Source organism: Enterococcus sp. DIV1067f (assembly GCF_050543505.1).
Lineage (GTDB): Bacteria > Bacillota > Bacilli > Lactobacillales > Enterococcaceae > Enterococcus_D > Enterococcus_D entomosocium.
Genome location: NZ_CP172940.1, coordinates 3,562,913 through 3,585,414 on the forward strand (window position 1 = coordinate 3,562,913; position 22,502 = coordinate 3,585,414).

Genomic DNA, 22,502 nt, shown 5'->3' on the forward strand with positions numbered 1-22,502 from the left:
TTCAAAAGAAAAAGCCAGAACACAGGCGTGCTCTAGCTTGCTTTTGTCTATAGCTTTTGTTCGTCGCGGATACGCGCTTCTAATTCTTTTTGTTCTTGGTCTTTTTGCGCTTTGCGCTCTTCTTGTTCCATTTTCAAACGGGCCCGTTTGATTTCCGGATGCGGATCATTAACGACTAATTCCGCTTCGATTTCTTCAAGCGCTTGACCCACGCTTTTCACTGAATCAAAGTTTTCTAATGTTGCTTGCGCACCGGCATCAAGTTCATGCGCCCGTTTGCTTGCTAAGATCACTAATGAATATTTTGAGTTGACACGATCCAACAAAGAATCGATTGAAGGTTTTAACATCATATTTCTTACAGCTCCTCTAACATTTTGATATAGGTTCCGATCACTCGGTCAACGCGAAAATGTTCACTCGAAATAATTTCGCGAATTCGTTGGACTGCCTTAGGTACTTCATCATTGACAACGGCATAATCATACAAAGCCATCATTTCGATTTCTTCACGGGCGACACGCATCCGTTCATCGATCACTTCGGCAGAGTCGGTTCCTCTTCCTGTAATACGAGAGCGTAATTCTGCCAGATCAGGTGGCGTCAGAAAAATAAACACACCATCGGGAACTTTGTCTTTTACTTGTTTTGCCCCTTGCACTTCGATCTCTAAAAATACATCTTTTCCTTGATCCAGTGTTTGTTGGACATAAGATAATGGGGTGCCATAATAATTGCCGACATATTCGGCGTATTCCAGCATTTCACCGGCTTCGATCAAGGCTTCAAATTCTTCCCGCGTGCGGAAATAGTAATCGACCCCTTCCACTTCCCCCTCGCGTTTTTGACGAGTGGTCATTGAAACGGAATATTGAAAATCGTTGTCGTCACTCTCAAAAATTGCTTTGCGCACGGTCCCTTTCCCTACTCCGGAAGGTCCTGATAAAACTATAAGTAATCCTCGCTCTGACATAATGACGTCCTTTCACTGACATTTGCTTAACGTCTATTTTGCACTTTTTTTCAGCAACTTTCAAGAACTACTTTATTATAATGGGAATTTCATGAAATTGCTAGTCTACACTTCGGCTGCTTTCTTAAAAGCCCATGTTGCTTAAGGTATTGATGACCCCTGCTAATTCGTCTTTGGCAGTGATCGCTTTTTCGGTCGGATCCGTCACTTCTTGGCAATCGATACGTACGATGTACCGACGATTTAAAGAAACAGCTACGCCATCAACTAGTAGATGAAGAAAATCCGGCTCGATGGCTACGCAGGCATCTTCCCACGCAGAGAAATTCTCTTTATCAGAGGGAATACTGCGCTTGATGACATTTTTTCCGCTCAGTTCGTGAAAGGTGATATCGTAATATTTCATTGGTTCATTCCTCCTACTCGATGTTTTGAACTTGTTCTCTGATTTTCTCAATGATCGTCTTCATTTGGACGACACTGTTTTTGATTTGGATCGGACTTGATTTTGAGCCAATCGTATTGACTTCTCGGTTCATCTCTTGGATCAAGAAATCCAGCTCTCGACCTATCGGCGTCTCAGCTGCCAGCAGCTCCGTCATCGTCGTTAAATGGATACTTAAACGATCCAGTTCTTCGTGGATATCGCCGCGTTCTAATAAAATCGCCAACTCTGTCAGTAAACGATCGCGATCGACTTCTTCCCCTAAATAAGCAGTCAGTTTCTTTTCAAAGCGTTCTTGGTAGTCCGCCTCATAGAGGGCCACGAATTGTTTGAGTTCTGTCAGCTTTTCCTGCAGCTGTCGCTGGTTTTCTTGTAAGATCTGCAGAATGCCTTGCCCTTCCACCCAGCGGCTTTGGTCGATCGCTGCCAACGCTTGGTCTAATGCTTCCATCACGCCATCGGCTAAGGTGCTTTCTTCTGGCTCTTGATCAGAGATCGTTAGAAAAGCCTCATGGAGCAGGAATTGTTCCAGCAATGCTGCTTTTGGCAGCTCTGTCAGGTCAAAACGGGCGTTGGCTTCGGTATCGATCTCCTGCATGAAACGTTCCAGCAGGTCCCATTGGATCTCGATCTGTTTCGTATTTGCGGTTTTTTCTTTTAACGTCACATACAATTCGATTCGCCCCCGCTGGAGGGTCTGCTTGATCGACTGCCGTAAAGCACCTTCTAGAGGATTCAATTGTTTGGGCATTCGCAGCTGCAGGTCCAAAAAGCGCTGATTGACACTTTTGATCTCAATTTCGATCTGCACATCTGGCGTTTCTGCACTGCCTTTGCCAAAACCAGTCATACTTTTCATTTGATCACTCCTCACCGTTTTGCTTTCTTACATGGAAAGCAGGGCTTTTTTAAGTTCTGCAAATTCTTCATTGGATAAGGTCACGCCTTTGCCCATCTTCTCGTGCTCTGGGCCCCAATCTCTCAGATCAAATTTTGGCGGACGCCCATTCCAGCTCACCAAATTCAATTCTTTGCGCCAGCCTCTTTGATTTTCCGAAAGCACGGCGATCTCTTCAACGATTTCATACGAAAATTTATCCATTTTCTGCTCCTTTCAAAAGATAGTGACTATACGCTGCCATTAAAGCAGTCAGCGGGTAACGCCGACGAATCTGCTGAAGGGCGGGCAGATTCAATTGCTGCGTCCGATAAAAAAAGAAAAAGCGGTTTTGCTCGGACAAGACAAAAAAACGGTCGCGATAATAGCTCAGCCACTCGGTGATCGACCAGGCATCGGCTTCTTCCACTGCCTTTAGCGCAATTTTTTCAGCTAAAGCCGTTAGAATCGTTTCCTGCTCATAAATCACCGTAGGCGCTAGATACAATACTTTCGCGGTACACTCTATCAGTATACGCCCCCACTGCTCAAATGGCACATCCTGTTGATAGAATTTACGCATTTTTTTCCAAAATTCTTTTTTCTTTAGTTCCTGATAAAGCAACGGGTCTGTCTGGCGTAGCTCTTTCAAAAAGCCCCGCCATAACGGCTGAAAATCAACCGTCTTTTCAAAGGTATACCAATGGCCTTGGTATTTGCCGAACACTTTCAAGGTTTCCAAATAGCCCAAGGTCATATTATCCAGCGAACGCTGGGCATCAAAAACCAAAAAGCTGCCTAAGGACCAAGGAGACCCTAACGAAAGTTGCGCAGTTTCTTCCGTCAAAACCGTCCTTTTATTGATGCCGGGTCCTTGGACATCCACGGTGATACATTCCGTTGCCCCTTGCTGTAGAGCGACATCGATGGGCAGGTTATTGCGATAGCCGCCATCGATATAATAGGCATCATTGATTTTTTGCGCCTGCATCGCTGGATAAAATGAGGCTGATGCCAATAACCAATGCAGGTTTTCTTCTACTGCTGATGGATCAAAGGCATAAACCGTCTCCTTGAAATCTGGCAGACGAGTCGTACAGATCAGCAAACGACAAGCAGTTTGGCTGAATTTTTCTTGATCAAAGGTCTTTTGCAAAAGCTTTGCCAAGGGTTCGGTACTGGCGCCGTTGCTTTTGACCGCTTCACGGACCAGCGAGTTGGCTTGATTCATCAAATCCCGCAGTGTTTGGGCTCGTACCGAAGCAAGCGGATAGTGCAATACTTGCTCGCTGGAGATATTTGCCCATAAATCGACGGCCGCTTCAACATCGTTCATTAAAATCAAGGCACCATTCAACGCACCGACGGAAGTTCCCGTGATCCATTCAAAGGTGATGCCCCGTTCTTGCAGCGCTTGCCAAACCCCGATTTGATACGCCCCATGAGCACCGCCACCGCCTAAAACCAGCGCCGTCTGATAAGCTAGCGCTCTTTGATACCCTTGAGGGACCACCTGATACCCTTGCTGGATAAACCACTCAGCCAAGGGGGGCCGATGAGGAAGCTGCCACAAGACGGCTGCTACAAAGCGACTGCGGGCGAAGCTTTCTGTCACGGCCAGCAGTTGTTTCCAAGTAAACTCGGCGGCCGCTTCCACCAGCAGATTGGTGATAGTCAGTGTCTTTTGGTCAAAATCAAACTGCCCGGCAAGGTAAAAGCGGCCATAACGGCTGTCGATCTGCCAGCCCTGCTGCGCCATGTCGGCAAGAAATGCTCGTCGCGCTTTTGAGTGCGACTCAAAAAAGGAAAAGACCAGTCGGCTTTCTTGAAACCCTGCCCTTTGTGCAAGAAAATCGATCGAAGTCAGTTTTTTCACTTTCATCAAGACGCCTCCTTATGCAAAAAAGAATAGACGAATGACACGCCATCTGCCGTACCACTCGAGCTATTCTTTTGATTAAAATGTTCGTTGTGCCATGTTGAATGCTGCCAACATCTCATCCGTTGCTTCGTCGACAGGCGTTACAGATTCCAGATCACCTTGGATCACACGACGGGTGACACCGCCCATTTCCCCACAGGTGATCAGCGTGATCATTTTGCGGCCTTCTACTTCGTCAAGCAAATAAACATCGGTCGGGTCGACCCGCACAGAAGAAGTCGCAGTATACGTGTAAATATTTTCCAGATCGGTCACATAGATAGCCGCCCCGATCGCGACATCATCCAATGGTGTAAACAGGAGCTCTGGCGATTGAGCGCGATGGCTAGCTAACGCGTAATTGCCTTCCCCCATTTTTTGGGTGGGACTTAACGTACCAGCACCATACAGCAAGGCCTCGTTGGCCAAGCCTTTAAAAATCGGCAGATTGATCCCAACACTGGGAACCGCCACGCCGCCGATCACTGGCAAAGCTTTGTTGCTCAGCTGCGCCCGTAAGACTGCTTCTGAACTTGCCGGCTCCACGGCATCAAAATCAAAGGTCGCTTCCGCTTCCATATTTTTTTCGACCTCACTACGATCAATGGTGCCGACTGCGTATGCTTCACCTGTTTGTTTAATAAAATAATTTTTGATTTGATTATTAAAAATCAATGCTAAACCAATCAATAACAGCACAAGCAAAAAGAGATTGCTCAGCCAATTCGAAAGTCTGCTTTTCTTTTTTCTCATAGGTTCTCGTCTCCATTAGTTTCTTCTTTTATCATACCAAAATCCTCATAAAGACGCCAATTTTGGCCAGTTTTTTTACGAAAAGACAAGATTTGCCTTTTTTTGTCGAAAAAGAGAACTTAAAAATTGTTTTTTCTGTTATTTTGTAATATAACTTTAAACGAAAAGATACAAGCAATTTTCAGCGCTTTGTTGTAGAATGAACTTAGTATATAGGAGGGATCGATCGGCATGTCTAACACGATTTACGTACATATTGATACAACCAGCAATGCCGTCTTGACCCGCGGGCTTGCCCCCCAAGATTTTAACAAGAGCATCGTCCATCAGCCCAAGAATTTGCTCTTGCTTGATCCTTCCAGTGATTTCGGCGAATTCGACGGTCATACGGGCTTAAAAGTGATACGCGGAATGGAAGATGTCCAACTGTTTTTTCAGCAAATCAACAAAGGTCGCATTGCCGAAGAAATGAAGTGGATCGATTTTAATGATTACGAGATGGTCAAAGAATTGACGCCTTTAGAGATCTCCGAATTGTTATATTTTGGCCACATGAAGACACACCTCCACTCCCCTTTCTTTTACAAACTGCAAAATAACTTTGTTTTCTTTGACTTAAAAGATGCACGTTCCCGCGTTTATTATCGTTACTTAGATGAATATTACCGGATCTTGGCGGATCGGATCACCCGCATCGTCTTAGAAAAAATCAATGATCGCCTCTCCTTTTTTAAAAAAGCAACACCGGTGGAAAAACTCGATTTTAATTTGCTGAAAGAGTTGCGGGGAATCATGCAAGAAGGCATCGTCTTCTGTCTGACACAAGAACAACTGATCGATAAAACTTATACGATCCCGATCTATCTGTCAGAAGATGCTGGCTTGAAAAGCACATTGGTCAATCAAAAAGAGTTAGATCAAATTGCAGTTTTGCGCTACTCAGCCAGCAAAAAAAACTGGTCGTTGGAAATTGATCAAGAAGATTTGGCTTTTGGCTTTTTCGACAAAAAAATGTCTTGATGCTTCTCTTTTTCAAAGAGCATCAAGACATTTTTTATGATTTCATTTCTAAAACTAAGCTTTCGGCACAAATAATTTCGGGGCTGCCTTGACTAAGAGACCTAGGACGACCCCTACATAAACGATATTGATGATGACCGATGTTCCATTGAAGATCAAGGAATACAGATACGGGCTTTGTCCTTCTGGTGCGTACATTCCCCAGACAAAAACCCCTGCCCAATAATGCCAAAACCAACGGCTAATCACCGCCACGATGCCCCCTAAGACGACATACCACGTAACGGTTTTGCTGTTTTGACGGATCGCTTGCTGGATTTTATTAGCAAACAAGCCGCCCATCCCGCCAAAAGCAAAGGCAAAGGGATATTCAAAGATGATCTGTGGAACGGTGATAAAGTTACGCATGGCGCTACCAATCAAAATATTCAGCAAGCCCCACATAAATCCCGCCGTCATTCCCGGCAGCACCCCGCGACGATACGAATACAAGACCAAGGGCACGAGCCCTAGAGACAAGTCGATACTGGAATTGGCTGTCTGGATCGGGATATACGACAAGACGACCCCGATCGCAGCAATCATCGTTCCTTCCGTCCACACTTGCAGCGACATTTTTCGTTTCAAAAAAAACTCCTCCTTTAGAATCATCACAATTCACAAAGGAGAAGTGTTAGACACTTCAACTCGTCACAATTCCTACGTTCGCATGATCGAAACAGGTACGAAGGGTTTAGAGTACTCTCATTCTCAGCCTTTGCAGACTCCCCTTTGTGATTAGATTCTATTTTATTTTGTGCTTGCGTTTCGCAAGTCACTTTCAAGAATACCATAAATTGATGAAAAGAAACATGACTGCGATCGTTTTTTCTAAAAACATTCTGAAACTCCTCAGAAAAAAACAACCAATGAGCGGTTAAAGACCGACCATTGGCTGTTGTTCTCATGCTTATGAGGCACGATTAAATTGATAATTTTGATTCAAACAGTGGACTTACTGGTTTGTTCTCATGGATTCGTTTGATCGCTTCGCCCATCAAGGCACCAACACTGATCTCATCGATTTTTTTCGACTTACGGTCTTCTGGCAAGTAAATCGAATCTGTCACAACTAGATGCTCAATGGCCGAATCTTCGATCCGTTCCAAGGCAGGTCCTGACAAGACAGGGTGAGTACATGAGGCGTAAACACTTTTGGCACCTGCTTGTTTCAACGCATTTGCAGCCAATGTGATGGTACCAGCAGTATCGATCATATCGTCGATCAAGACACAAGTTTTGCCTTCAACATGACCAATGATATTCATGACTTCCGCTACGTTGGCTTTCGGACGACGTTTGTCGATGATCGCGATTGGTGACTTAAGAAACTCAGCTAATTTGCGGGCACGAGTCACGCCACCGTGGTCTGGTGAAACGACGACGACGTCATCGCCTTGAATGCCTCTTTCCAAGAAGTAGTTGGCGATCAATGGTGCACCCATCAAGTGGTCAACTGGGATATCAAAGAACCCTTGAATCTGTGAAGCATGCAAATCCAGTGTAACCATACGGTTCGCACCGGCTTTTTCGATCATGTTTGCTACAAGTTTTGCGGTGATTGGTTCTCTTGATCGCGCTTTGCGGTCTTGTCTTGCATAACCATAATAAGGCATTACTACATTGATCGTCTTCGCACTGGCGCGCTTCAAAGCATCGATCATGATCAGCAATTCCATTAGGTTATCGTTTACAGGGCTGCTGGTTGATTGAATCACGTAGACGTGGGCACCACGAATACTTTCTTCAATATTCACTTGGATTTCACCATCGCTAAATTGTTTGACTGAACACTTACCTAATTCAACACCTACTGCAGCTGCGATTTTTTCCGCCAAAGGACGATTTGAGTTCAGAGAAAAAATCTTCAATCTTGGATCAAAATAATGATTTGACATGAGAACCTCCACTTTCTTTGCGTTCATCTAGAAAAAAATGACTCCTTTTTACTAGAATCTTCTTCCTAATAAATAGTAGTCATTTTTCCTTAAGAAATCAAGTCATTTCGCTATTTCTAATTTAGATAAGGTAACTTTTTCGCGTAATCCGCTTTATTTTCCTGACGGGCGCGGGCAATCGCCATACTGTGTTTAGGAACATCTTTGGTGATCGTTGAGCCAGCAGCGATCATCGTTTCCTCTTCGATGGTCAAGGGCGCAACCAGATTGGACCCGGAACCGATAAAGCAATTGTCCCCGACAGTCGTTTTGAATTTGCTCTTGCCGTCATAATTAACAAAGACTACACCGCAGCCGACGTTGATGTTTTTGCCTAAGGTTGCATCACCGACATAGGACAAGTGTCCGACTTTGGTGCCTTCACCAATCGTCGCATTTTTGATTTCCACAAAGTTACCGATATGGGCATGGGCCAAAATTTCCGCATTGGGGCGAAGGTGGGCATTGGGACCGACATCGGCGCCATCATGAATGATGCTCTCCTCGATCGTCGATGCCTTGATCGTCACTTGGTTGCCGATCTTGCTGTCTTCAATTTCAGAAGCTGCCGTAATGACACAGTCTTCTCCGATCGTCGTCTGCCCTTTGATGATCACACCGGCTTCGATCAAGGTATCTGAACCAATCACAACGCCTTCGTCGATATAAGTCGTCGCCGGGTCGATCAAGGTCACGCCGTTTTGCATGTGTTGACGGTTGATCCGCTGGCGCATCAAGCGATTGGCTTCGGCTAAGGCGATGCGGTCGTTGACTCCTAAAGATTCATGGAAATCTTCGGTTTGATAAGCAGCGATGATTTTGCCGTCTTCCTTTAAGATCTCGATAATATCAGTCAAGTAGTACTCCCCTTGAGCATTGTCCGTATCTAATTTTGCCAAGGCGTCAAATAACAATTCATTGTCAAAGCAATACGTGCCTGTATTAATTTCTTGGATCAGTGCTTCTTCGGTCGACGCATCTTTTTGCTCGACGATTTTTTCCACGATGCCGACATGATCCCGTACGATCCGGCCATAGCCCGTTGGGTCTGCCGCTTGTGCCGTCAAGATCGTTGCCGATGCATTTTTCCCTTGATGGTAATCGAACAAGTTATTCAAGGTTTCCGTCGTCAATAACGGCGTATCCCCACTAATTACTAAGGTCGTGCCTTTTTTGCCCTTTAAAAATGATTCGGCTTGAACGACAGCGTGACCGGTACCTAATTGTTCGGCTTGTAAGGCGTAATTGGTGCGATCCCCCAGTTGCTCCTTGACCATTTCCGCCCCGTGACCAACGATCGTCACGATCTCTTCAGGATTTGTTTCCACCACTCGGTTCATGATGTGCTCCACCATTGGCTTACCGCAAACCGGATGTAACACTTTATATAACTTCGATTTCATGCGCGTGCCTTTTCCAGCCGCTAAAATTATTGCAAAACGTGCGTCCACGTATTCCACTCCTATCAATCTGAACGATTTTTGTTCATTGAATTTCCTATAAACAGTTTAGCCCAAGTACTTGTAAATTTCAACGATTTAAGGAATCCCCACCTAGACCAATCAAAAAAAGACTGGCAGCCGCCGTTCGAAAAACAGCTGCTTGCGCCAGTCTAAGAGCCACAAAAATCAGGCTTTTTTCTCAAAATAATTTCCCGGTACTACCGAGATCGTTTTGGTCTGGGTATCGACATCTTCAACATACAGCAGAGAGCTGTAATCGCTGATGGCCCGCTTGCCTTTGAATTTCGTTTCGGCAAAAACCGTAATACCGACTAATTCGGCCTCAAATTCTTCAATCAAGCTCTTCATTCCATTGACCGTGCCGCCGCCTTTCATAAAGTCATCGACCACCAATACTCTAGAGCCGCGCTTTAAGCTGCGTTTGGATAATTCCATTTTTTCGATCCGCTCTGAAGAACCAGAGACATAATTGACACTCACGGTCGAGCCTTCAGTGATCTTGGAATCACGACGCACGATCACGAAGGGAACATTCAAGTAGTAAGAGACTGCTTGAGCGATCGGCACTCCTTTAGTAGCAACGGTCATCACCGCATCGATTTGTTCGCCTAAATATTTGGAAGCGATGATGCGGCCGACTTGGCGCAGCAATTCCGGTTCGCCCAATAAGTCAGATAGATAGACATAGCCGCCAGGCAACAAACGGTCTTGCTCAGACAAGCGTTTTGCCAGCCCTTCAACGTACGCATATGCTTCTTCTTCAGAAATTTCAGGCACAAAAAAAACACCGCCAGCAGCGCCTGGCACGGTATCAAGAATGCCTGTTCCTCGTTCTTTAAAGGTCTTTTTGATAATAGATAAATCTTCGCTAATCGATGATTTTGCAGAGGCATATCGTTTAGAAAAGAAGGACAATGAAATCAATTCATGGGGATGATTCAACAAGTAATGTGTCATATCGATCAGTCGTTCACTTCGACGTATTTTCACACCGGACAACTCCTTTAGTTTATTCGCCTTATTATAAGGCTTTTTCGGGATAAATGCGAGCATTATCTGAAATATTGCTTATATCGTTCGGTTTTGATTATAGTTTAAAAAAAAGAAACGAAAATTCTTCGTTTCTTTTTCATAAAGCCCTTTATTTGAGGCGTTGTTTTCGTTGCACGAGGATCACGATGCGTTTGATCAAATTGATTACTAAGAAAAGAGCGATAAAAACCAGCGTGATCGTCGCTCCCGGTGGTGTGTCCAAATAAAAGGAACTGGTCAAACCAGACATCATCCCAATCATGCCGATCACGACACTGATCAAAATCACCGCGTTGAAGCTTTTGCCTAAACGCATACTGATGGCAGCAGGTAAAACCATGATCGCAGAGATCAGCAATGCACCCGCAATCGGGATCATCATGGCGATTGCCACCCCCGTCAAGACATTAAAGAGCATCGACATCGCTCGCACAGGCAAGCCATCGACATGAGCGGTATCTTCATCAAAGGTCAAAATGTACATGGGCCGTTTGAATAAGAAAAATAAAGCAAAAACGACTAAAAACAAAAAGCCTAAGATCCAAACTTGCTCTTGTGTGATCGTAACGATCGACCCAAACAAATACGATTGGATACTCGTTGCGGAGTTTCCACCGCTAAGGTTCATCAAGACGAGGGCTAACGCTAAACCGCCGGACATCAAAATGGCGATCGAAATCTCTGAATAACTGCGGTACAGTGTTCGCAAGTATTCCAAAATGATTGCGGCAATGACTACGATCAATAGCGTCGTCAAACTCGGATTTAGATTTAGAAAGAAGCCTAGTGCCACCCCTGCTAAAGAGACATGGGACAGCGTATCAGCCATCAATGACTGTCGTCGAATCACCAGAAAGACCCCTAGCATTGGTGCGATACCAGCAATAAAAATCGCCGCAAGAAAAGCTCTTCTCATGAATTCATATGAAAGCAGCGCCATGGTGAATCCTCCTTCCGCACTAAACGGATCTGACGGTCCGCATATTCTTTGATATCTTCGTGATCATGAGTGATCATCAAAATCGACTTGCCGTGGTCATGAGCATTGTGCCGCAGCAGTTCATAAAACAGATTGCGGGATTGTTCATCCATCCCCGTAGTCGGTTCATCTAAAATAAATAAATCAGGATCCGTGGCAAAGACCCGTGCCAAGCTGATCCGCTGTTTTTGGCCACCGGACAACTCACCGATCCGTTTATGACGCACGTCCCACATCCCGACGGCATCTAATGCACGGCGGACATGTTCATGGTCTCGTTTCGTCAGTCGCTTGAACCAACGATCTCTTGGGTAGCGGCCTGATTGGACCAATTCCAAAACGGTGCTGGGGAACCCGACGTTAAAGGAAGCAATCTGCTGAGGAATGTAGCCGATGCTTAATTTTTCACCAGCTGCATTCTTGGTCGCCAAGGTGACTGCGCCTTTAGAAGGTTTCAACAAACCAAGGGTTGCTTTGATCAAAGTAGATTTTGCCGCCCCATTTTCGCCGGTCAAAATCACGAATTCGCCGTCTTCAACAAAGTAGGAAATGTCTTCCAAGACGGGCTCATCGTCATAATAAAAGGTCAAATCTTTTACATCGATATAACGCACGCAGGCGCCTCCTTAGTGAATACTTTTTTGTAATGCTGCCAAGTTGTCTTCCATTACAGACAGGTATGTTTCGCCGTTATCCATCTGCTCTTGCGTCAAGCTTTCTAATGGATTCAAGACCGCTAACTCCACGCCCGTTTCAGAGGCTAAGGTCTCAGCCACCTTCGATGAGGCATTTTCTTCAAAATAGATAACTTTGACTTGTTTTTCTTCCACATATTCTTTCAGCTCAGCCAACCGACTTGGCGTTGGTTCTTGATCGGGTGAAATGCCCGAAATCGATTCTTCGACTAAATCATACTGCCGTGCCAAATAGCCAAAGGCTGCGTGCTGCGTAACGAAGGTTCGTTGGGTCGCATCCTTTAATGCCGCTTGGTAGGCTTCATCTAAAGCAGAAAGCTTTTCGATATAGGCAGCCGCATTTTCCGTGAAGGTTGCCTTTTGCTCAGGAAACTTCGCAATCAAGTCATCGCGGATCGTTTCTACTTCTTGGATCGCTAAGACTGGGTCGGTCCAAACATGAGGGTCATACGTATGATCATGGCCTTCATGGCTGTCTTCGTCCTCGTGACCATGCTCTTCCTCTGTGCCTTCCACCAACTGAATGTTTTTGGCCGCTTCAATCACTGCTGTTTGCTCAGGATCGACGGAATCCGTCAAACTAGCAACCCAAGTTTCTAGCTCAGGACTATTGTAGACAAAGGCATCTGCATCCATAATTTTGGTCATATCTTTGGCACTTGGCTCATAGTCATGAGGTTCTGTTCCTGCAGGGATCAGCAAGGAGACATCCGCTGCCTCACCTGCGACTTCTTTCGTAAATTCGTACATTGGGTAAAAGGTCGTGACGATCGACAGCTTTTCTGCGTCACTCGATTGACTTGTCGCTTCTTGCTGCCCACAAGCGCCAAGAAGCACGCCCCCTAAAAGGAGTGCTGTAGTAAGTAAGATTTTTTTCATCGGGATTTCCCCTTCCATTTGCTGGCTCATCTTTTTATTTTAAAACGGAACAACTCCGTTTTGTTAGCAAAAGTTACTCTATCAAATGATTTCCGGTTCGTCAAGACAAATCGTACGTTTTACGATTTAAAACTTTTATTTCGAGATAAATCGGAAAACATAGGAGAAAACGTTCATTTGAAGCGGATTCTTCTCTCGGGAACATCGTCTTATTTTACACCGTTGGCCATGCGATTCCTTTGTGATAACTTGAAAAATTAGAGAGTAAGTAGGATAATCATCTAAAAGCACTTGGAGGAAACGAAGATGAACGAATTTGTAACTGTGCCGCCAACTGTAAACAACAGCGAACTGCTGAATCGAATCGATTTACCGGAAGATCCTGCATCGCAGCAAACCGAAGAAATCCGCAAAACGATCGACAAACCATTGTACGAAGAAGACAAAAAGAAAAAATCCGCAAAGAAGCAGCACCAAAAAGAATAGCCTTTGCTTTAGGTAAAGAATCAGACCCCGACGTCTTTTTTTAGTCGGGGACTTTTGTGTAGGGCAGCTTCTAGATGCTTCCTCCCTACCTCAGCTGCCTTATTCTTTACTATTGAACTGGATTTTATAGAAGGAATGCAAAAAAACACAGGCGAATCCAGCCTGTGTCCTTGACTCATTCATTTCAATGTACGTACAAGATAAACCTCGTCGCAGAACCCTTTTAAGGCATTGTAGACCCGCTGTGCCCGTGAATATTTTTGACAAAGAGCAAAAACAGTCGGTCCGCTGCCGGTCATCAAGGCAACATCGGCACCATATTTCATCATGCGATCTTTGATCTGTTGGACGATCGGATACTTCGGGATCGTGATGGCTTCTAGGCTATTGCCCATGGCAGCGATCATAGCCGAGTAGTCTTCGGCTAAGACGGCGGCAGACAATGCTGCGATATCTGGATGGTGCAGTTGGTCTAGCTCGACTTCTTGAAAGATTTTCCCCGTTGAAACACTCAGACGAGGTTTGACTAAGATGACCCAACATTGCGGCATCGGCCGCAGCGGCGTCACCAGCTCCCCTTTTCCTGCAATATGAGCAGTGGTCCCATACAGACAATAGGGAACATCAGTGCCAACTTCCATACCAATATCGATCAGCTCTGCCATGGAGAGATCCAAGTCCCAAAGGCGAACCATCCCCCGCAGCGCTGCCGCACAATCCGTACTGCCACCACCTAACCCAGCTGCCACCGGGATATTCTTGGTGATGCGAATACGAATGCCTTTTTTGATACCATAGCGTTTTTTTAAAATACTGGCGGCCTGATAGACATTATTGCGTTTATCGATTGGTAAAAAAGCTTTGTTGGTTTCTACAATGATCTTATCTTCTGCTATCTCTTCCATTATCAGACGGTCGGCTAGATCAACACTAGACATCACCATTTCCAACTCATGGTAGCCGTCTGTTCTTTTCTCTAACACATCGAGACCGAGGTTGATCTTAGCTGGCGCTTTTTCAATAATCTCCATCTTCATTCATCCAATCATCTGATAGTTATTTAGTTCTATCATAGCAGATTCTTATAAGATAGTTGAGTGATTTCTCTTGTTTTTATGATTGTTGCCATTTTGGTTGCCCTTTGGCTTGGTTCCTCGTAAAATAGAGGTACCAACTCAATAGATAAAAGAAAGCGGGGGAACCACATGGCAAATTTGATTCCAAGAGATTTAGCAGGCGGCGAAGAACTATTAGGCAAATTAATGAACAGTTTTTGGCAAGAACGGCAAATGAACACGGACATTAAAGAGTACGAAGACAAGTATCTCGTTCAAGCAGATTTACCCGGCATCAAGAAAGAAAACATCCGCGTCAGTTACGTCAACAACACGCTGACGATTTCAGCTGCTCAAACAGAAACCACTGAAACCGAGGATGATTTCGGACATTATTTGCGCAAAGAACGCTCCAGCAGTGCCTATCAACGGACCTTCACCATCACAGACATTGATGACGAGTCCATCAAAGCAGTGTTTGAAGACGGCGTTTTGACCCTGACTTTACCGAAAGCTAGCTACAAAGACGCACCTGCAAAAAACATTCCGATCGAATAACCGAGATACCAAAAAGGCAGTCCCTTCAGAGAACGCTCTGGGGGAACTGCCTTTTCTTATTTGCGTGCTTGTCGTCGATATGCCTGTCTTGAGGTCTGTGGTTCTTCTTCGGAGACCTCTTTTTTGACGTACAATTTCAAACTGTAGGGTTCATGGTATTTGACATCATTTTTGACAAAATCACCGCCAGTGATAAATAAGCCCACTGGCTCTAAAGGTTGCTTGCCGGTCCATTGAATCGTGCCGACTTTCGTCATCTCCGTGTAGCTGGTCCCGATCTGCAATACGTACTCGTTTTTCCCTTGCTGTTTGACAAAATAGTAAGGGTACAAGGTATTTTTCGGGATCGTAAAGCCGCTGGATGAAGGTTTGATCGCCAATTCTTCTTGAGCGATCAAGGTCTGCAAATGATTCGCCAATACCAGCTGATAGTCTTCTTCAAAATCGATCACCGCTTTTTCAGTCGTCAAACGATCAATGTCGGTGGTGCTGATAGTTTCCCCTTCAATATTGAAGACTTCGTCCGGTAAGACTTTGACAAAGGTCTGAGTAACATCGAACTTCATGTTTTTATTCAAGAAATAATAGAAGATATTCAGTACCCAGAAATAGACTAAGACCAAAAAGCCGATCGTATAAAGGATCGCTTGAAAATAGTTTTGGTTCGCAAACATTCCATAGATGATCCGCAAAATATACGCCGTTGGAATGATACTGAGGATGGTATAGGCGCGATTCAAGTATTTGGGACTGATGTCAAGATAGCCCAAAAATTTGTGGATGCCGTTGATTAAATCTAAAATAAGCGTCATTTTCTCACCTACTCATTTCCTTGATTCTCATCCATGATCCCTTGTGGATCTGGCGTGGTTTCTTCACTTGAAGAAGGCGTTTCTTGATTGTTTTCCGGTGTCGCCGGTGAAACACTCTCATCGCTTGATGGTGTCGTTTCTGTCGGCACCGAAGAAGACGGGGTCGTTTCTGGTGTTACTACTTCACTGCTGGATGACGGTGTGTTCTGCTGGTCATCGTTCGTCGGTTGTGAGTCCGTGCTAGCAGGTGTTTGATTTTGACTGTCTTCCGTTATCGAAGACGGTGTGCTTTCACTTGGTGCTTGTTCGGTCGTTTCTGTCGTTTCCGTCGCACGACTTGGTTGGCGGTAACTGCCTGAATTCACCACGCCGGTGGCAGTGGCAATGATCGTTGATATCGTTAAAAGTGCAATTGGTTTTAAAATAGGCGGGACTTTTCGCATGATTCTCATCCTTTTCTTACCCGATTCTGCCCATCGGCAGTCTCGGTTCCTTCAGCCTCTTCTTACCTTTATAATCGTTTCTGACAAAAGGGTCAAGATTCCCGAGGCTTCTGTCGCAGGATTTAAAAAAAACTAAACATGTAACTGTTTTCACAAAAAATAACGACGACAGTTGCCGCCGCTACACAAGGTATTCATAAAACTTTTCAAAGGTCAGGTGCAACGTGCCATGGTAATCCCGTAAAAGGGCGGGCAATGCGATTACTTCTTCATGTTGGATCGGGGCATCGATTTGAATCACCGCTTGCTCATCATCCAGATAGTAGGAACTAAACAGCTCATCATCGGTGATTTCTTCTAATTGATTGGTCAGCTCTTCATAAAACTTTTCTACGATCGGTTCTGCCAACTCATCAAAGACCGGCTGCAAGGCTGCCTCTACAGCTGGAAAAGGCTGTGCGAGTAATTGCTGTCCGCTGAGGGAACGCCGGGTATTCTCATAGGTCAAATAAAGCAGGTCGAAATAATCCTCTTCTTCCCCGATCGCTTCTAGCGTCAAAAGGGCTTTTTCTACCAATGAAACCAAGGACGAGGATACCTCTTGATGCATCACCGCATCGACTTTTTCAAATAGTTGCTGTTTCTCGATGACAAATGTTTCTTCCATAAAAGTGAATTCCGCTTTTTCAAAGCAAAGGGGGGTATCAGAGATAAATAGTTGGATCGTTGCCATGGCGTTGCCTTCTTTCTTTTTCAAGCTGCAGACAAACAGATGATTTGTCAACAGCGAAAATCTTCGTTAGCATAAATAATAGCAGGTGAACAAATTGTTCATCAAGTAATAAGGAGGAGATCGAATGAGTAAAGTTGCTGTTATTGTCACTGATCTAGTTGAAGATGTTGAATTGACGTCACCAAAAGAAGCACTGGAAGCGGCCGGACATGAAGTAGTCGTTATTAGTAATGAAGGCGCCGAGACCGTAAAAGGCAAACAAGGTGGAACGTTTCCCGTTGATGCGGCCATCGATACGATCGATCCCGCCAGTTTTGATGCTTTGTTGATCCCAGGCGGTTTCTCCCCTGACCAATTACGGACCGATGAGCGCTATGTGTCATTGACGAAAGACTTTTTGACATCTGATCGTCCCGTCTTTGCCATTTGCCACGGCCCACAACTGTTTATCCAAACAGGACTGACGAAAGATTTGACCTTGACGGCTTATGATTCTGTGCGACCAGATTTAGCCTACGCAGGTGCCACCGTCAAAGATGAGCCCGTCGTGATCGACGAAACCTATCGGTTGATCACCAGCCGAAACCCAGATGACTTAGATGCCTTCAATCAAGCCATTACCGAGGCATTGAACTAACCACGAATAAGACTTGGTTTCTTAGAGAAAAAAAGCCGCCAGTTGCAGCGTTCGATCCTTCGTATCGATCGAGCTGCAGCTGAGCGGTTTTTTTTTGCGTAGCTTTTCAGTTTTCAGTGAATGGCTTTTTTCCTGTTACTCGTCAGAGGGCAACTCAAAACCATCGAAGGTCTCGCCATCATAGTAGCGCAATAATTCTTCCGTCGATAATAAGGAAGACGTCATTTCTTCCTGCGCCTCATTGACCTCTCGAAGTTGGGCAAGGTAAGCCGCGTAGGCTTCTGCCAACTGCCGGTAAACAGCTTGCCGCGATGTTCCTTCCCCTTGGATCGTCGGCAATTCACGGATAAAAGCCCGATAGACGGGGCGGTTTTCCTGCCATTCGATCGGCAACTCAATTACTTGAAGCTGGGCTTCTTCAAACCATCGTTCCATTGCTCTCCCTCATTTCTTTTCTTATTATCGTCAAGTTGGCAGCAAAGGTCAATCGGTGAGCAAAAAAACACAGAACAAGCGTTGAAAGAAATTGACCTATCCGCAAAAGCTCGCTTGTTGGGCTAACTTTTACGGATGCGGCAATTTATCTGCTTGTTCTGTGTTTTACTCGTTTTTATGCGGCAACATACGCATATTTTTCAATGTTTTGTCGGATCGTTTCAATCATGTCTTCATCACGCAAGCCAGTGATTTCTGCAATGACTTCCGGTAGTGATTTTTCATCCAAAAGTGCTTGTAACTGTTGGCTTTGCTCATCTTCAGGGTCTTTGTAATTGAAGATCATGCCGATCGTTTCATAGAGATGATCTGGCTGCATGTTGCGTTTTTCTAACTCAAGGACTGGTCGGATAAAGCGTTCTTCGGTCCCTAATTTGCGAACAGGTGTCCGTGCCACCCGAGTGATGGCATCGGAAATGTGCTTGTTTTTAAAGCGTTGGATGATTTTTTCGATATACCGTTCATGTTCTTCAGGATCAAAGGCCCATTTCTCAATTAAAAGGCGGCCAGTTTCTTCGAGAACGGATTTTAATTGGATCACCACTAAATGATCCTGCATCGCTTCATCGATCGTCTGATAGCCTTGGAGGGCGCCTGTGTACGCTACCGTGGCATGACCCGTATTGACACTGAATAATTTCCGTTCAATATACGGTTCCAGATCCGCCACATAATGGACCCCTTGCAGATGGATCGAGGATTTCATCCCTGACTCTTGGATCACCCATTCGCAGAAGGGTTCTACTTGAACGAATAAGGGATCTTCATGGTGCTGCAGCGGTACGATGCGATCCACCGCTGCATCTGGAAAACCAACCGTCGCTTCCAACGCTGACCAATCCGCAATGTATTTTTGCACTTCGCTTTTTAAAAAGGTCGATCCGCCGATCATATTCTCACAGGCGATCACATCAATGGCTGGCTTGTCTGGGTGTTGCTGACGTGCTTCTAAGCCTTTGGCGATCAGCTCAGCGATATGCGGCAAAATGTTGGGACCAATGGCGGTCGTAAGGATGTCTGCCTCGGCGATCGCTTGGATCACCGCTTCTGGTTCTTTGGCATTGTTCAATCCTGTCACATGCTCGATGTGGATCTGTTCTTGGGTCTCATCGGCTAATTCGATGGTATACCCTTGTCTTGCTTTCAAGGCGTCAATGATCGTTTCATTGACATCAATAAATGTGATTTCAAAGTTGTTGGCAGCCAATATCTCGCCGATAAAGCCGCGACCAATATTACCTGCACCAAAGTGAACTGCCTTCATGTCTTGTCTCCTCCTTAAATCCTTATGCTACGGTCAAACTTTGGGCGATTTCTTCTTTATCCAAAGCATCCGCCAATTCGACGACGTTATCGATATCACTGCAAAAGAGGGCGATTTGTTGGACCAATTGCAGATGATCTTCCCCTTTGCCCGCGATACCAAAAAGGACGGTGACGATTTTTTCTTCGTCCGCTGTACCGAAATTCACGCCATCAGGCACTTGCACGATACAGATACCTGATTTTTTGACGTATTTTTTGGCTTCATCCGTACCGTGAGGAATCGCAATAAAGTTCCCCATATAGACTGAGAGCATCTCGTCACGCTCAAGCATGGCTTCGACGTATTCTTTTTCCACACAGCCTGCCGCCAGCAGTTTTTCGCCGCAGTAACGAATGGCTTCTTCTTTGGTCGCAAATTGTTTGTTCAATTCAATCATGTCTTTTTCTAATACTTGCATTCGGCTCATCCTTTCTTAATTCGCTGCTTTGATCGATGCCACGATCCGTTGATAGTTCGTCGTTCCCATCAGATTATTAACGGATAGATGGATCGCTTCTGGCGCTGAGGTTTGCGCTTGCGGCGTTAAGGCTTCTTTCGTGATCACCAATGAAGAGGCGTTGGCACGGAGATCATTGATATGGCTTTTTCTGATTGGCATCGTCAGAGCTTCTTTGGCTAAAAGATCTTGGAAGACTTTCTGAGCCATCGTTGCCGAACCTTTGCGGTCATCGTGGGCCAAAATGATTTCACTGACTTGCTTAAGGTCATTGGCGGAAGGAACATCTGCCTGGTTGCCTGCTTCAGACGTTTTTGCTGACTCCCCCGCTGTCTTAGTCCCTGACAATGTGGCTACGATTTCATCGTACCGTGGAGAGTTCAGGAAATTCTCAACCGCGACGAAGGTCGCATTTGGCGCTTTTTGTTTGGCACGCTCTTGCAATTCTTCTTGAGTGACGATCAATGTATTGGCATCGTCCGTCAAATTGTTGATGGCGGAATTCGAAACATTTTGTGGAAGACCCGCTTCTTTGACTTTTTTACGTAAGATCGATGCCCCCATAGCACTGGAGCCCATGCCTGCATCACATGCGAAGATGATGCGATTGATGCCAGTCATTGGTTGAGCCGCCAAACCTTTGGCGCTGAGTTTTGCTGCTTGCGTTTGTTGTACTTTTTCTTCAAAATTATCCACCGTGTCCTTCGCATCCGCTTTCAAGATTGCGGCAGCGACGATAAAGGATACGCCTGCTCCTACGGCAATTCCGGCTAAGACAGAAACAACACTCATCACCGAGTTGAATGGCGTCATTGCTAAGATCGCAATGATCGAACCTGGGGAAGCAGGTGCCCGTAAGCCTGCACCTAACAATTGGAAGGTAAAGCTTCCTGATACACCGCCGGCAATCACTGCTAAGAACATCAATGGTTTCATCATGACGTATGGGAAGTAGATCTCATGGATCCCACCGATAAAGTGAATGATGATCGCTCCAGGTGCCGAAGATTTCGCTGCTCCTTTTCCGAAGAAAGTGAAGGCTAGCAAGACTCCTAAACCAGGTCCAGGATTGGCTTCTAATAAGTAAAGAATTGATTTCCCAAATTCGCTGACTTGCTCAGTACCTAGTGGTGTCAAAATTCCATGGTTGATGGCATTGTTTAAGAATAAGATTTTTGCTGGTTCAATAAAAATATTGGCTAATGGAATCAAGTGGGCATTGACGATCACTTCTACCCCTGCTGCCATTGCTTGTGTCAAGGTGTTAACAACTGGCCCGATTGCTACAAAGCCCAGTAATGCTAAGGCAAAGCCAATCAAACCTGATGAAAAGTTGTTGACCAACATTTCAAAGCCAGCGCGAACTTTGTCTTGGAAGATCTCGTCAAATTTCTTGATGACCCAACCGCCTAAAGGACCCATGATCATCGCACCCAATAGCATTGGGATATCTGTTCCGACGATGACCCCCATCGTCGCGATCGCCCCAACCACGGCCCCGCGGTCGCCAGCAATCACTTTCCCGCCGGTATACCCGATCAAGATTGGGATCAAATACGTTAGCATTGGACCGACCATCGTTGCAAAGGCTTCATTTGGTAGATACCCATCTGGAATAAATAATGCCGTTAATACACCCCATGCAATCAATGCGCCGATATTTGGCATCACCATACTCGACAACGTACTGCCTAATTTTTGAACTTTTGCTTTTACTGATGATTTGGCTGCTTTTTGTGTCTGTTCCATTTTTTTCTCTCCTCTCGTCTGCTTACACCCTTATTGTAGGCGCTTCCCAAAACGGTCGAAAGTCGTACTTTGGCACAAAAAACTGTGCCAAAACTTGTAGCCAAACGGATAGAACAAAAAAAGGCGAGTAGCCCCTGCACTCGCTTATTTTTGTTATGTTTCACGTGGAGCATTTCTATCTGGTTTTTGCCAAAACACAAAAAAAAACGTGTACCCGCTCCTTCTACACAAGGTAGAAAGAGCGAGCACACGGAGGCAGCTCATTCACTCATTTCGTTCGCTTCTCTTGTTACAAGCCAGTCTGCTGCTGACCGCTTATTCTTCTGCAAGCAAAATCTGTTGGATCTCTTCAACCGATTCGGCATCACTAAGCGCCCGAACATTTTGCATATCGGAACAAAAAAAGGCGATTTCTTGCAAAACAGCTAATTGCTGCTCTTTTAAGACGACTACGAAAAGGATCGTAGCGATTTTGGGTTGCTCCTTCGTGCCAAAGTCGACGCCATCCGGCACTTGGATCAAAAAGAGCCCTTCTTCCTTGATCCATTGCTGGGCTTCTTCTTCCCCATGGGGCAATGCAACAAAGTTACCGATGTAAACACCTGTTTTTTGATGGCGCCGCAAAAGGCTTTTGACATAAGGTAAAGAGACGATCTCCTGGTTGACTAAGTACTCGCCAATTTTTGTCAGAGCCTCTGTGGCATCGGTAAAGTGTTGATCCAACAAAATCCGCTCCTGTGGAATATACATCGCTGATC

Annotated in this window: 27 protein-coding genes and 1 riboswitch; of the genes, 4 read left to right on the forward strand and 23 right to left on the reverse strand. The window is 45.3% G+C overall.

The genetic code is table 11. The features are described from left to right. Positions 1-47: 47 nt before the first annotated feature. The 7 genes from rpoZ to IGJ42_RS16495 form a co-directional block, all read right to left on the reverse strand. Entirely contained in the window at positions 48-353 is a 306-nt protein-coding gene (gene rpoZ / locus IGJ42_RS16465; protein WP_005232977.1) for a DNA-directed RNA polymerase subunit omega, read from the reverse strand. Between the two features lie 5 nt (positions 354-358). Continuing rightward, positions 359-973, reverse strand: a complete 615-nt coding sequence (gmk, locus tag IGJ42_RS16470) for a guanylate kinase (protein ID WP_005230308.1) — start codon at positions 971-973, stop codon at positions 359-361. Positions 974-1,097: 124 nt separating this feature from the next. Beyond that, complete coding sequence (locus IGJ42_RS16475; protein ID WP_005230307.1) at positions 1,098-1,379, reverse strand: hypothetical protein; 282 nt, start codon at positions 1,377-1,379, stop codon at positions 1,098-1,100. Between the two features lie 13 nt (positions 1,380-1,392). Further along, entirely contained in the window at positions 1,393-2,277 is an 885-nt protein-coding gene (locus tag IGJ42_RS16480) for a YicC/YloC family endoribonuclease (protein ID WP_061053501.1), read from the reverse strand. A gap of 27 nt (positions 2,278-2,304) precedes the next feature. Beyond that, positions 2,305-2,520, reverse strand: coding sequence for a YdbC family protein (locus IGJ42_RS16485; protein ID WP_005230288.1), 216 nt, complete (start codon positions 2,518-2,520; stop codon positions 2,305-2,307). Next, positions 2,513-4,177 carry a patatin-like phospholipase family protein gene (locus IGJ42_RS16490; protein WP_016612052.1) on the reverse strand — a complete coding sequence of 555 codons (1,665 nt, stop codon included), beginning with the start codon at positions 4,175-4,177 and terminating at the stop codon, positions 2,513-2,515. Before IGJ42_RS16490 ends, IGJ42_RS16485 begins: the two co-directional genes overlap by 8 nt. Before the next feature lie 75 nt (positions 4,178-4,252). After that, positions 4,253-4,969 carry a class A sortase gene (locus IGJ42_RS16495; protein ID WP_005232974.1) on the reverse strand — a complete coding sequence of 239 codons (717 nt, stop codon included), beginning with the start codon at positions 4,967-4,969 and terminating at the stop codon, positions 4,253-4,255. 231 nt (positions 4,970-5,200) lie between these two features. Here IGJ42_RS16495 and IGJ42_RS16500 point away from each other — a divergent pair, with 231 nt between their 5' ends. Next, entirely contained in the window at positions 5,201-5,989 is a 789-nt protein-coding gene (locus IGJ42_RS16500; RefSeq protein ID WP_005232973.1) for a hypothetical protein, read from the forward strand. A 54-nt stretch (positions 5,990-6,043) separates the two neighbouring features. Here the strand turns inward: IGJ42_RS16500 and thiT are convergent, their stop codons facing one another. From thiT to IGJ42_RS16535, 7 genes are all read right to left on the reverse strand, one after another. Continuing rightward, complete coding sequence (thiT, locus tag IGJ42_RS16505; protein WP_008381706.1) at positions 6,044-6,616, reverse strand: energy-coupled thiamine transporter ThiT; 573 nt, start codon at positions 6,614-6,616, stop codon at positions 6,044-6,046. Positions 6,617-6,668: 52 nt separating this feature from the next. After that, positions 6,669-6,770, reverse strand: a riboswitch (TPP riboswitch). A 181-nt stretch (positions 6,771-6,951) separates the two neighbouring features. Further along, positions 6,952-7,926 carry a ribose-phosphate diphosphokinase gene (locus tag IGJ42_RS16510; RefSeq protein WP_008381705.1) on the reverse strand — a complete coding sequence of 325 codons (975 nt, stop codon included), beginning with the start codon at positions 7,924-7,926 and terminating at the stop codon, positions 6,952-6,954. A gap of 116 nt (positions 7,927-8,042) precedes the next feature. Further along, positions 8,043-9,416, reverse strand: a complete 1,374-nt coding sequence (gene glmU, locus IGJ42_RS16515; RefSeq protein ID WP_034871957.1) for a bifunctional UDP-N-acetylglucosamine diphosphorylase/glucosamine-1-phosphate N-acetyltransferase GlmU — start codon at positions 9,414-9,416, stop codon at positions 8,043-8,045. A gap of 177 nt (positions 9,417-9,593) precedes the next feature. Further along, entirely contained in the window at positions 9,594-10,418 is an 825-nt protein-coding gene (gene purR / locus IGJ42_RS16520; RefSeq protein ID WP_008381701.1) for a pur operon repressor, read from the reverse strand. A gap of 151 nt (positions 10,419-10,569) precedes the next feature. Next, positions 10,570-11,400 carry a metal ABC transporter permease gene (locus IGJ42_RS16525; RefSeq protein WP_061053504.1) on the reverse strand — a complete coding sequence of 277 codons (831 nt, stop codon included), beginning with the start codon at positions 11,398-11,400 and terminating at the stop codon, positions 10,570-10,572. Further along, entirely contained in the window at positions 11,373-12,053 is a 681-nt protein-coding gene (locus tag IGJ42_RS16530; protein WP_005232967.1) for a metal ABC transporter ATP-binding protein, read from the reverse strand. The genes IGJ42_RS16525 and IGJ42_RS16530 overlap by 28 nt, the downstream gene beginning before the upstream one ends. Before the next feature lie 12 nt (positions 12,054-12,065). Further along, the gene (locus tag IGJ42_RS16535; RefSeq protein ID WP_034878800.1) at positions 12,066-13,013 is read right to left on the reverse strand and encodes a metal ABC transporter substrate-binding protein; all 948 of its coding nucleotides are present in this window, start codon (positions 13,011-13,013) and stop codon (positions 12,066-12,068) included. 306 nt (positions 13,014-13,319) lie between these two features. Between IGJ42_RS16535 and IGJ42_RS16540 the strand changes: the two genes are divergently transcribed. Next, on the forward strand, positions 13,320-13,499 hold the full coding sequence (locus tag IGJ42_RS16540) for a hypothetical protein (protein ID WP_005232965.1): 180 nt from the start codon (positions 13,320-13,322) through the stop codon (positions 13,497-13,499). A 179-nt stretch (positions 13,500-13,678) separates the two neighbouring features. On the opposite strand, the gene ispE is transcribed toward IGJ42_RS16540, so the two are convergent. Beyond that, on the reverse strand, positions 13,679-14,530 hold the full coding sequence (ispE, locus tag IGJ42_RS16545) for a 4-(cytidine 5'-diphospho)-2-C-methyl-D-erythritol kinase (RefSeq protein ID WP_034878197.1): 852 nt from the start codon (positions 14,528-14,530) through the stop codon (positions 13,679-13,681). A 174-nt stretch (positions 14,531-14,704) separates the two neighbouring features. Between ispE and IGJ42_RS16550 the strand changes: the two genes are divergently transcribed. Beyond that, positions 14,705-15,112 carry an Hsp20/alpha crystallin family protein gene (locus tag IGJ42_RS16550; RefSeq protein WP_034871953.1) on the forward strand — a complete coding sequence of 136 codons (408 nt, stop codon included), beginning with the start codon at positions 14,705-14,707 and terminating at the stop codon, positions 15,110-15,112. A gap of 56 nt (positions 15,113-15,168) precedes the next feature. Here IGJ42_RS16550 and IGJ42_RS16555 read toward each other — a convergent pair whose 3' ends face one another. The 3 genes from IGJ42_RS16555 to IGJ42_RS16565 all read right to left on the reverse strand — a co-directional run bounded on the left by IGJ42_RS16555 (position 15,169) and on the right by IGJ42_RS16565 (position 17,100). Continuing rightward, entirely contained in the window at positions 15,169-15,924 is a 756-nt protein-coding gene (locus tag IGJ42_RS16555) for a DUF6681 family protein (protein WP_061053505.1), read from the reverse strand. 8 nt (positions 15,925-15,932) lie between these two features. After that, positions 15,933-16,367: a hypothetical protein gene (locus IGJ42_RS16560; RefSeq protein ID WP_061053506.1), complete on the reverse strand. Its 435-nt coding sequence runs from the start codon at positions 16,365-16,367 to the stop codon at positions 15,933-15,935. Between the two features lie 181 nt (positions 16,368-16,548). After that, positions 16,549-17,100 (reverse strand): hypothetical protein, encoded by a 552-nt coding sequence (locus IGJ42_RS16565; RefSeq protein ID WP_061053507.1) that lies wholly within the window; start codon positions 17,098-17,100, stop codon positions 16,549-16,551. 124 nt (positions 17,101-17,224) lie between these two features. Here IGJ42_RS16565 and IGJ42_RS16570 point away from each other — a divergent pair, with 124 nt between their 5' ends. Beyond that, complete coding sequence (locus tag IGJ42_RS16570) at positions 17,225-17,737, forward strand: type 1 glutamine amidotransferase domain-containing protein (RefSeq protein ID WP_008381689.1); 513 nt, start codon at positions 17,225-17,227, stop codon at positions 17,735-17,737. A 135-nt stretch (positions 17,738-17,872) separates the two neighbouring features. Here the strand turns inward: IGJ42_RS16570 and IGJ42_RS16575 are convergent, their stop codons facing one another. The 5 genes from IGJ42_RS16575 to IGJ42_RS16595 all read right to left on the reverse strand — a co-directional run bounded on the left by IGJ42_RS16575 (position 17,873) and on the right by IGJ42_RS16595 (position 22,494). Continuing rightward, positions 17,873-18,172 carry a hypothetical protein gene (locus tag IGJ42_RS16575; RefSeq protein ID WP_005232957.1) on the reverse strand — a complete coding sequence of 100 codons (300 nt, stop codon included), beginning with the start codon at positions 18,170-18,172 and terminating at the stop codon, positions 17,873-17,875. A gap of 175 nt (positions 18,173-18,347) precedes the next feature. After that, entirely contained in the window at positions 18,348-19,496 is a 1,149-nt protein-coding gene (locus tag IGJ42_RS16580) for a mannitol-1-phosphate 5-dehydrogenase (RefSeq protein WP_008381686.1), read from the reverse strand. Between the two features lie 22 nt (positions 19,497-19,518). After that, positions 19,519-19,956 carry a PTS sugar transporter subunit IIA gene (locus tag IGJ42_RS16585; protein WP_005230254.1) on the reverse strand — a complete coding sequence of 146 codons (438 nt, stop codon included), beginning with the start codon at positions 19,954-19,956 and terminating at the stop codon, positions 19,519-19,521. A gap of 15 nt (positions 19,957-19,971) precedes the next feature. Beyond that, the gene (locus IGJ42_RS16590) at positions 19,972-21,744 is read right to left on the reverse strand and encodes a PTS mannitol transporter subunit IICBA (RefSeq protein ID WP_061053508.1); all 1,773 of its coding nucleotides are present in this window, start codon (positions 21,742-21,744) and stop codon (positions 19,972-19,974) included. Positions 21,745-22,059: 315 nt separating this feature from the next. Continuing rightward, on the reverse strand, positions 22,060-22,494 hold the full coding sequence (locus IGJ42_RS16595) for a PTS sugar transporter subunit IIA (protein WP_016612038.1): 435 nt from the start codon (positions 22,492-22,494) through the stop codon (positions 22,060-22,062). Between the last annotated feature and the right edge of the window lie 8 nt (positions 22,495-22,502).

Excerpts from the sequence above, each read along its gene's own strand:
- rpoZ (WP_005232977.1), bottom strand. The coding sequence starts at position 353 with ATGATGTTAAAACCTTCAATCGATTCTTTGTTGGATCGTGTCAACTCA.
- gmk (WP_005230308.1), bottom strand. The coding sequence starts at position 973 with ATGTCAGAGCGAGGATTACTTATAGTTTTATCAGGACCTTCCGGAGTA.
- IGJ42_RS16475 (WP_005230307.1), bottom strand. The coding sequence starts at position 1,379 with ATGAAATATTACGATATCACCTTTCACGAACTGAGCGGAAAAAATGTC.
- IGJ42_RS16480 (WP_061053501.1), bottom strand. The coding sequence starts at position 2,277 with ATGAAAAGTATGACTGGTTTTGGCAAAGGCAGTGCAGAAACGCCAGAT.
- IGJ42_RS16485 (WP_005230288.1), bottom strand. The coding sequence starts at position 2,520 with ATGGATAAATTTTCGTATGAAATCGTTGAAGAGATCGCCGTGCTTTCG.
- IGJ42_RS16490 (WP_016612052.1), bottom strand. The coding sequence starts at position 4,177 with ATGAAAGTGAAAAAACTGACTTCGATCGATTTTCTTGCACAAAGGGCA.
- IGJ42_RS16495 (WP_005232974.1), bottom strand. The coding sequence starts at position 4,969 with ATGAGAAAAAAGAAAAGCAGACTTTCGAATTGGCTGAGCAATCTCTTT.
- IGJ42_RS16500 (WP_005232973.1), top strand. The coding sequence starts at position 5,201 with ATGTCTAACACGATTTACGTACATATTGATACAACCAGCAATGCCGTC.
- IGJ42_RS16510 (WP_008381705.1), bottom strand. The coding sequence starts at position 7,926 with ATGTCAAATCATTATTTTGATCCAAGATTGAAGATTTTTTCTCTGAAC.
- IGJ42_RS16525 (WP_061053504.1), bottom strand. The coding sequence starts at position 11,400 with ATGGCGCTGCTTTCATATGAATTCATGAGAAGAGCTTTTCTTGCGGCG.
- IGJ42_RS16535 (WP_034878800.1), bottom strand. The coding sequence starts at position 13,013 with ATGAAAAAAATCTTACTTACTACAGCACTCCTTTTAGGGGGCGTGCTT.
- IGJ42_RS16540 (WP_005232965.1), top strand. The coding sequence starts at position 13,320 with ATGAACGAATTTGTAACTGTGCCGCCAACTGTAAACAACAGCGAACTG.
- ispE (WP_034878197.1), bottom strand. The coding sequence starts at position 14,530 with ATGGAGATTATTGAAAAAGCGCCAGCTAAGATCAACCTCGGTCTCGAT.
- IGJ42_RS16550 (WP_034871953.1), top strand. The coding sequence starts at position 14,705 with ATGGCAAATTTGATTCCAAGAGATTTAGCAGGCGGCGAAGAACTATTA.
- IGJ42_RS16555 (WP_061053505.1), bottom strand. The coding sequence starts at position 15,924 with ATGACGCTTATTTTAGATTTAATCAACGGCATCCACAAATTTTTGGGC.
- IGJ42_RS16560 (WP_061053506.1), bottom strand. The coding sequence starts at position 16,367 with ATGCGAAAAGTCCCGCCTATTTTAAAACCAATTGCACTTTTAACGATA.
- IGJ42_RS16565 (WP_061053507.1), bottom strand. The coding sequence starts at position 17,100 with ATGGCAACGATCCAACTATTTATCTCTGATACCCCCCTTTGCTTTGAA.
- IGJ42_RS16570 (WP_008381689.1), top strand. The coding sequence starts at position 17,225 with ATGAGTAAAGTTGCTGTTATTGTCACTGATCTAGTTGAAGATGTTGAA.
- IGJ42_RS16575 (WP_005232957.1), bottom strand. The coding sequence starts at position 18,172 with ATGGAACGATGGTTTGAAGAAGCCCAGCTTCAAGTAATTGAGTTGCCG.
- IGJ42_RS16580 (WP_008381686.1), bottom strand. The coding sequence starts at position 19,496 with ATGAAGGCAGTTCACTTTGGTGCAGGTAATATTGGTCGCGGCTTTATC.
- IGJ42_RS16585 (WP_005230254.1), bottom strand. The coding sequence starts at position 19,956 with ATGCAAGTATTAGAAAAAGACATGATTGAATTGAACAAACAATTTGCG.
- IGJ42_RS16590 (WP_061053508.1), bottom strand. The coding sequence starts at position 21,744 with ATGGAACAGACACAAAAAGCAGCCAAATCATCAGTAAAAGCAAAAGTT.
- IGJ42_RS16595 (WP_016612038.1), bottom strand. The coding sequence starts at position 22,494 with ATGTATATTCCACAGGAGCGGATTTTGTTGGATCAACACTTTACCGAT.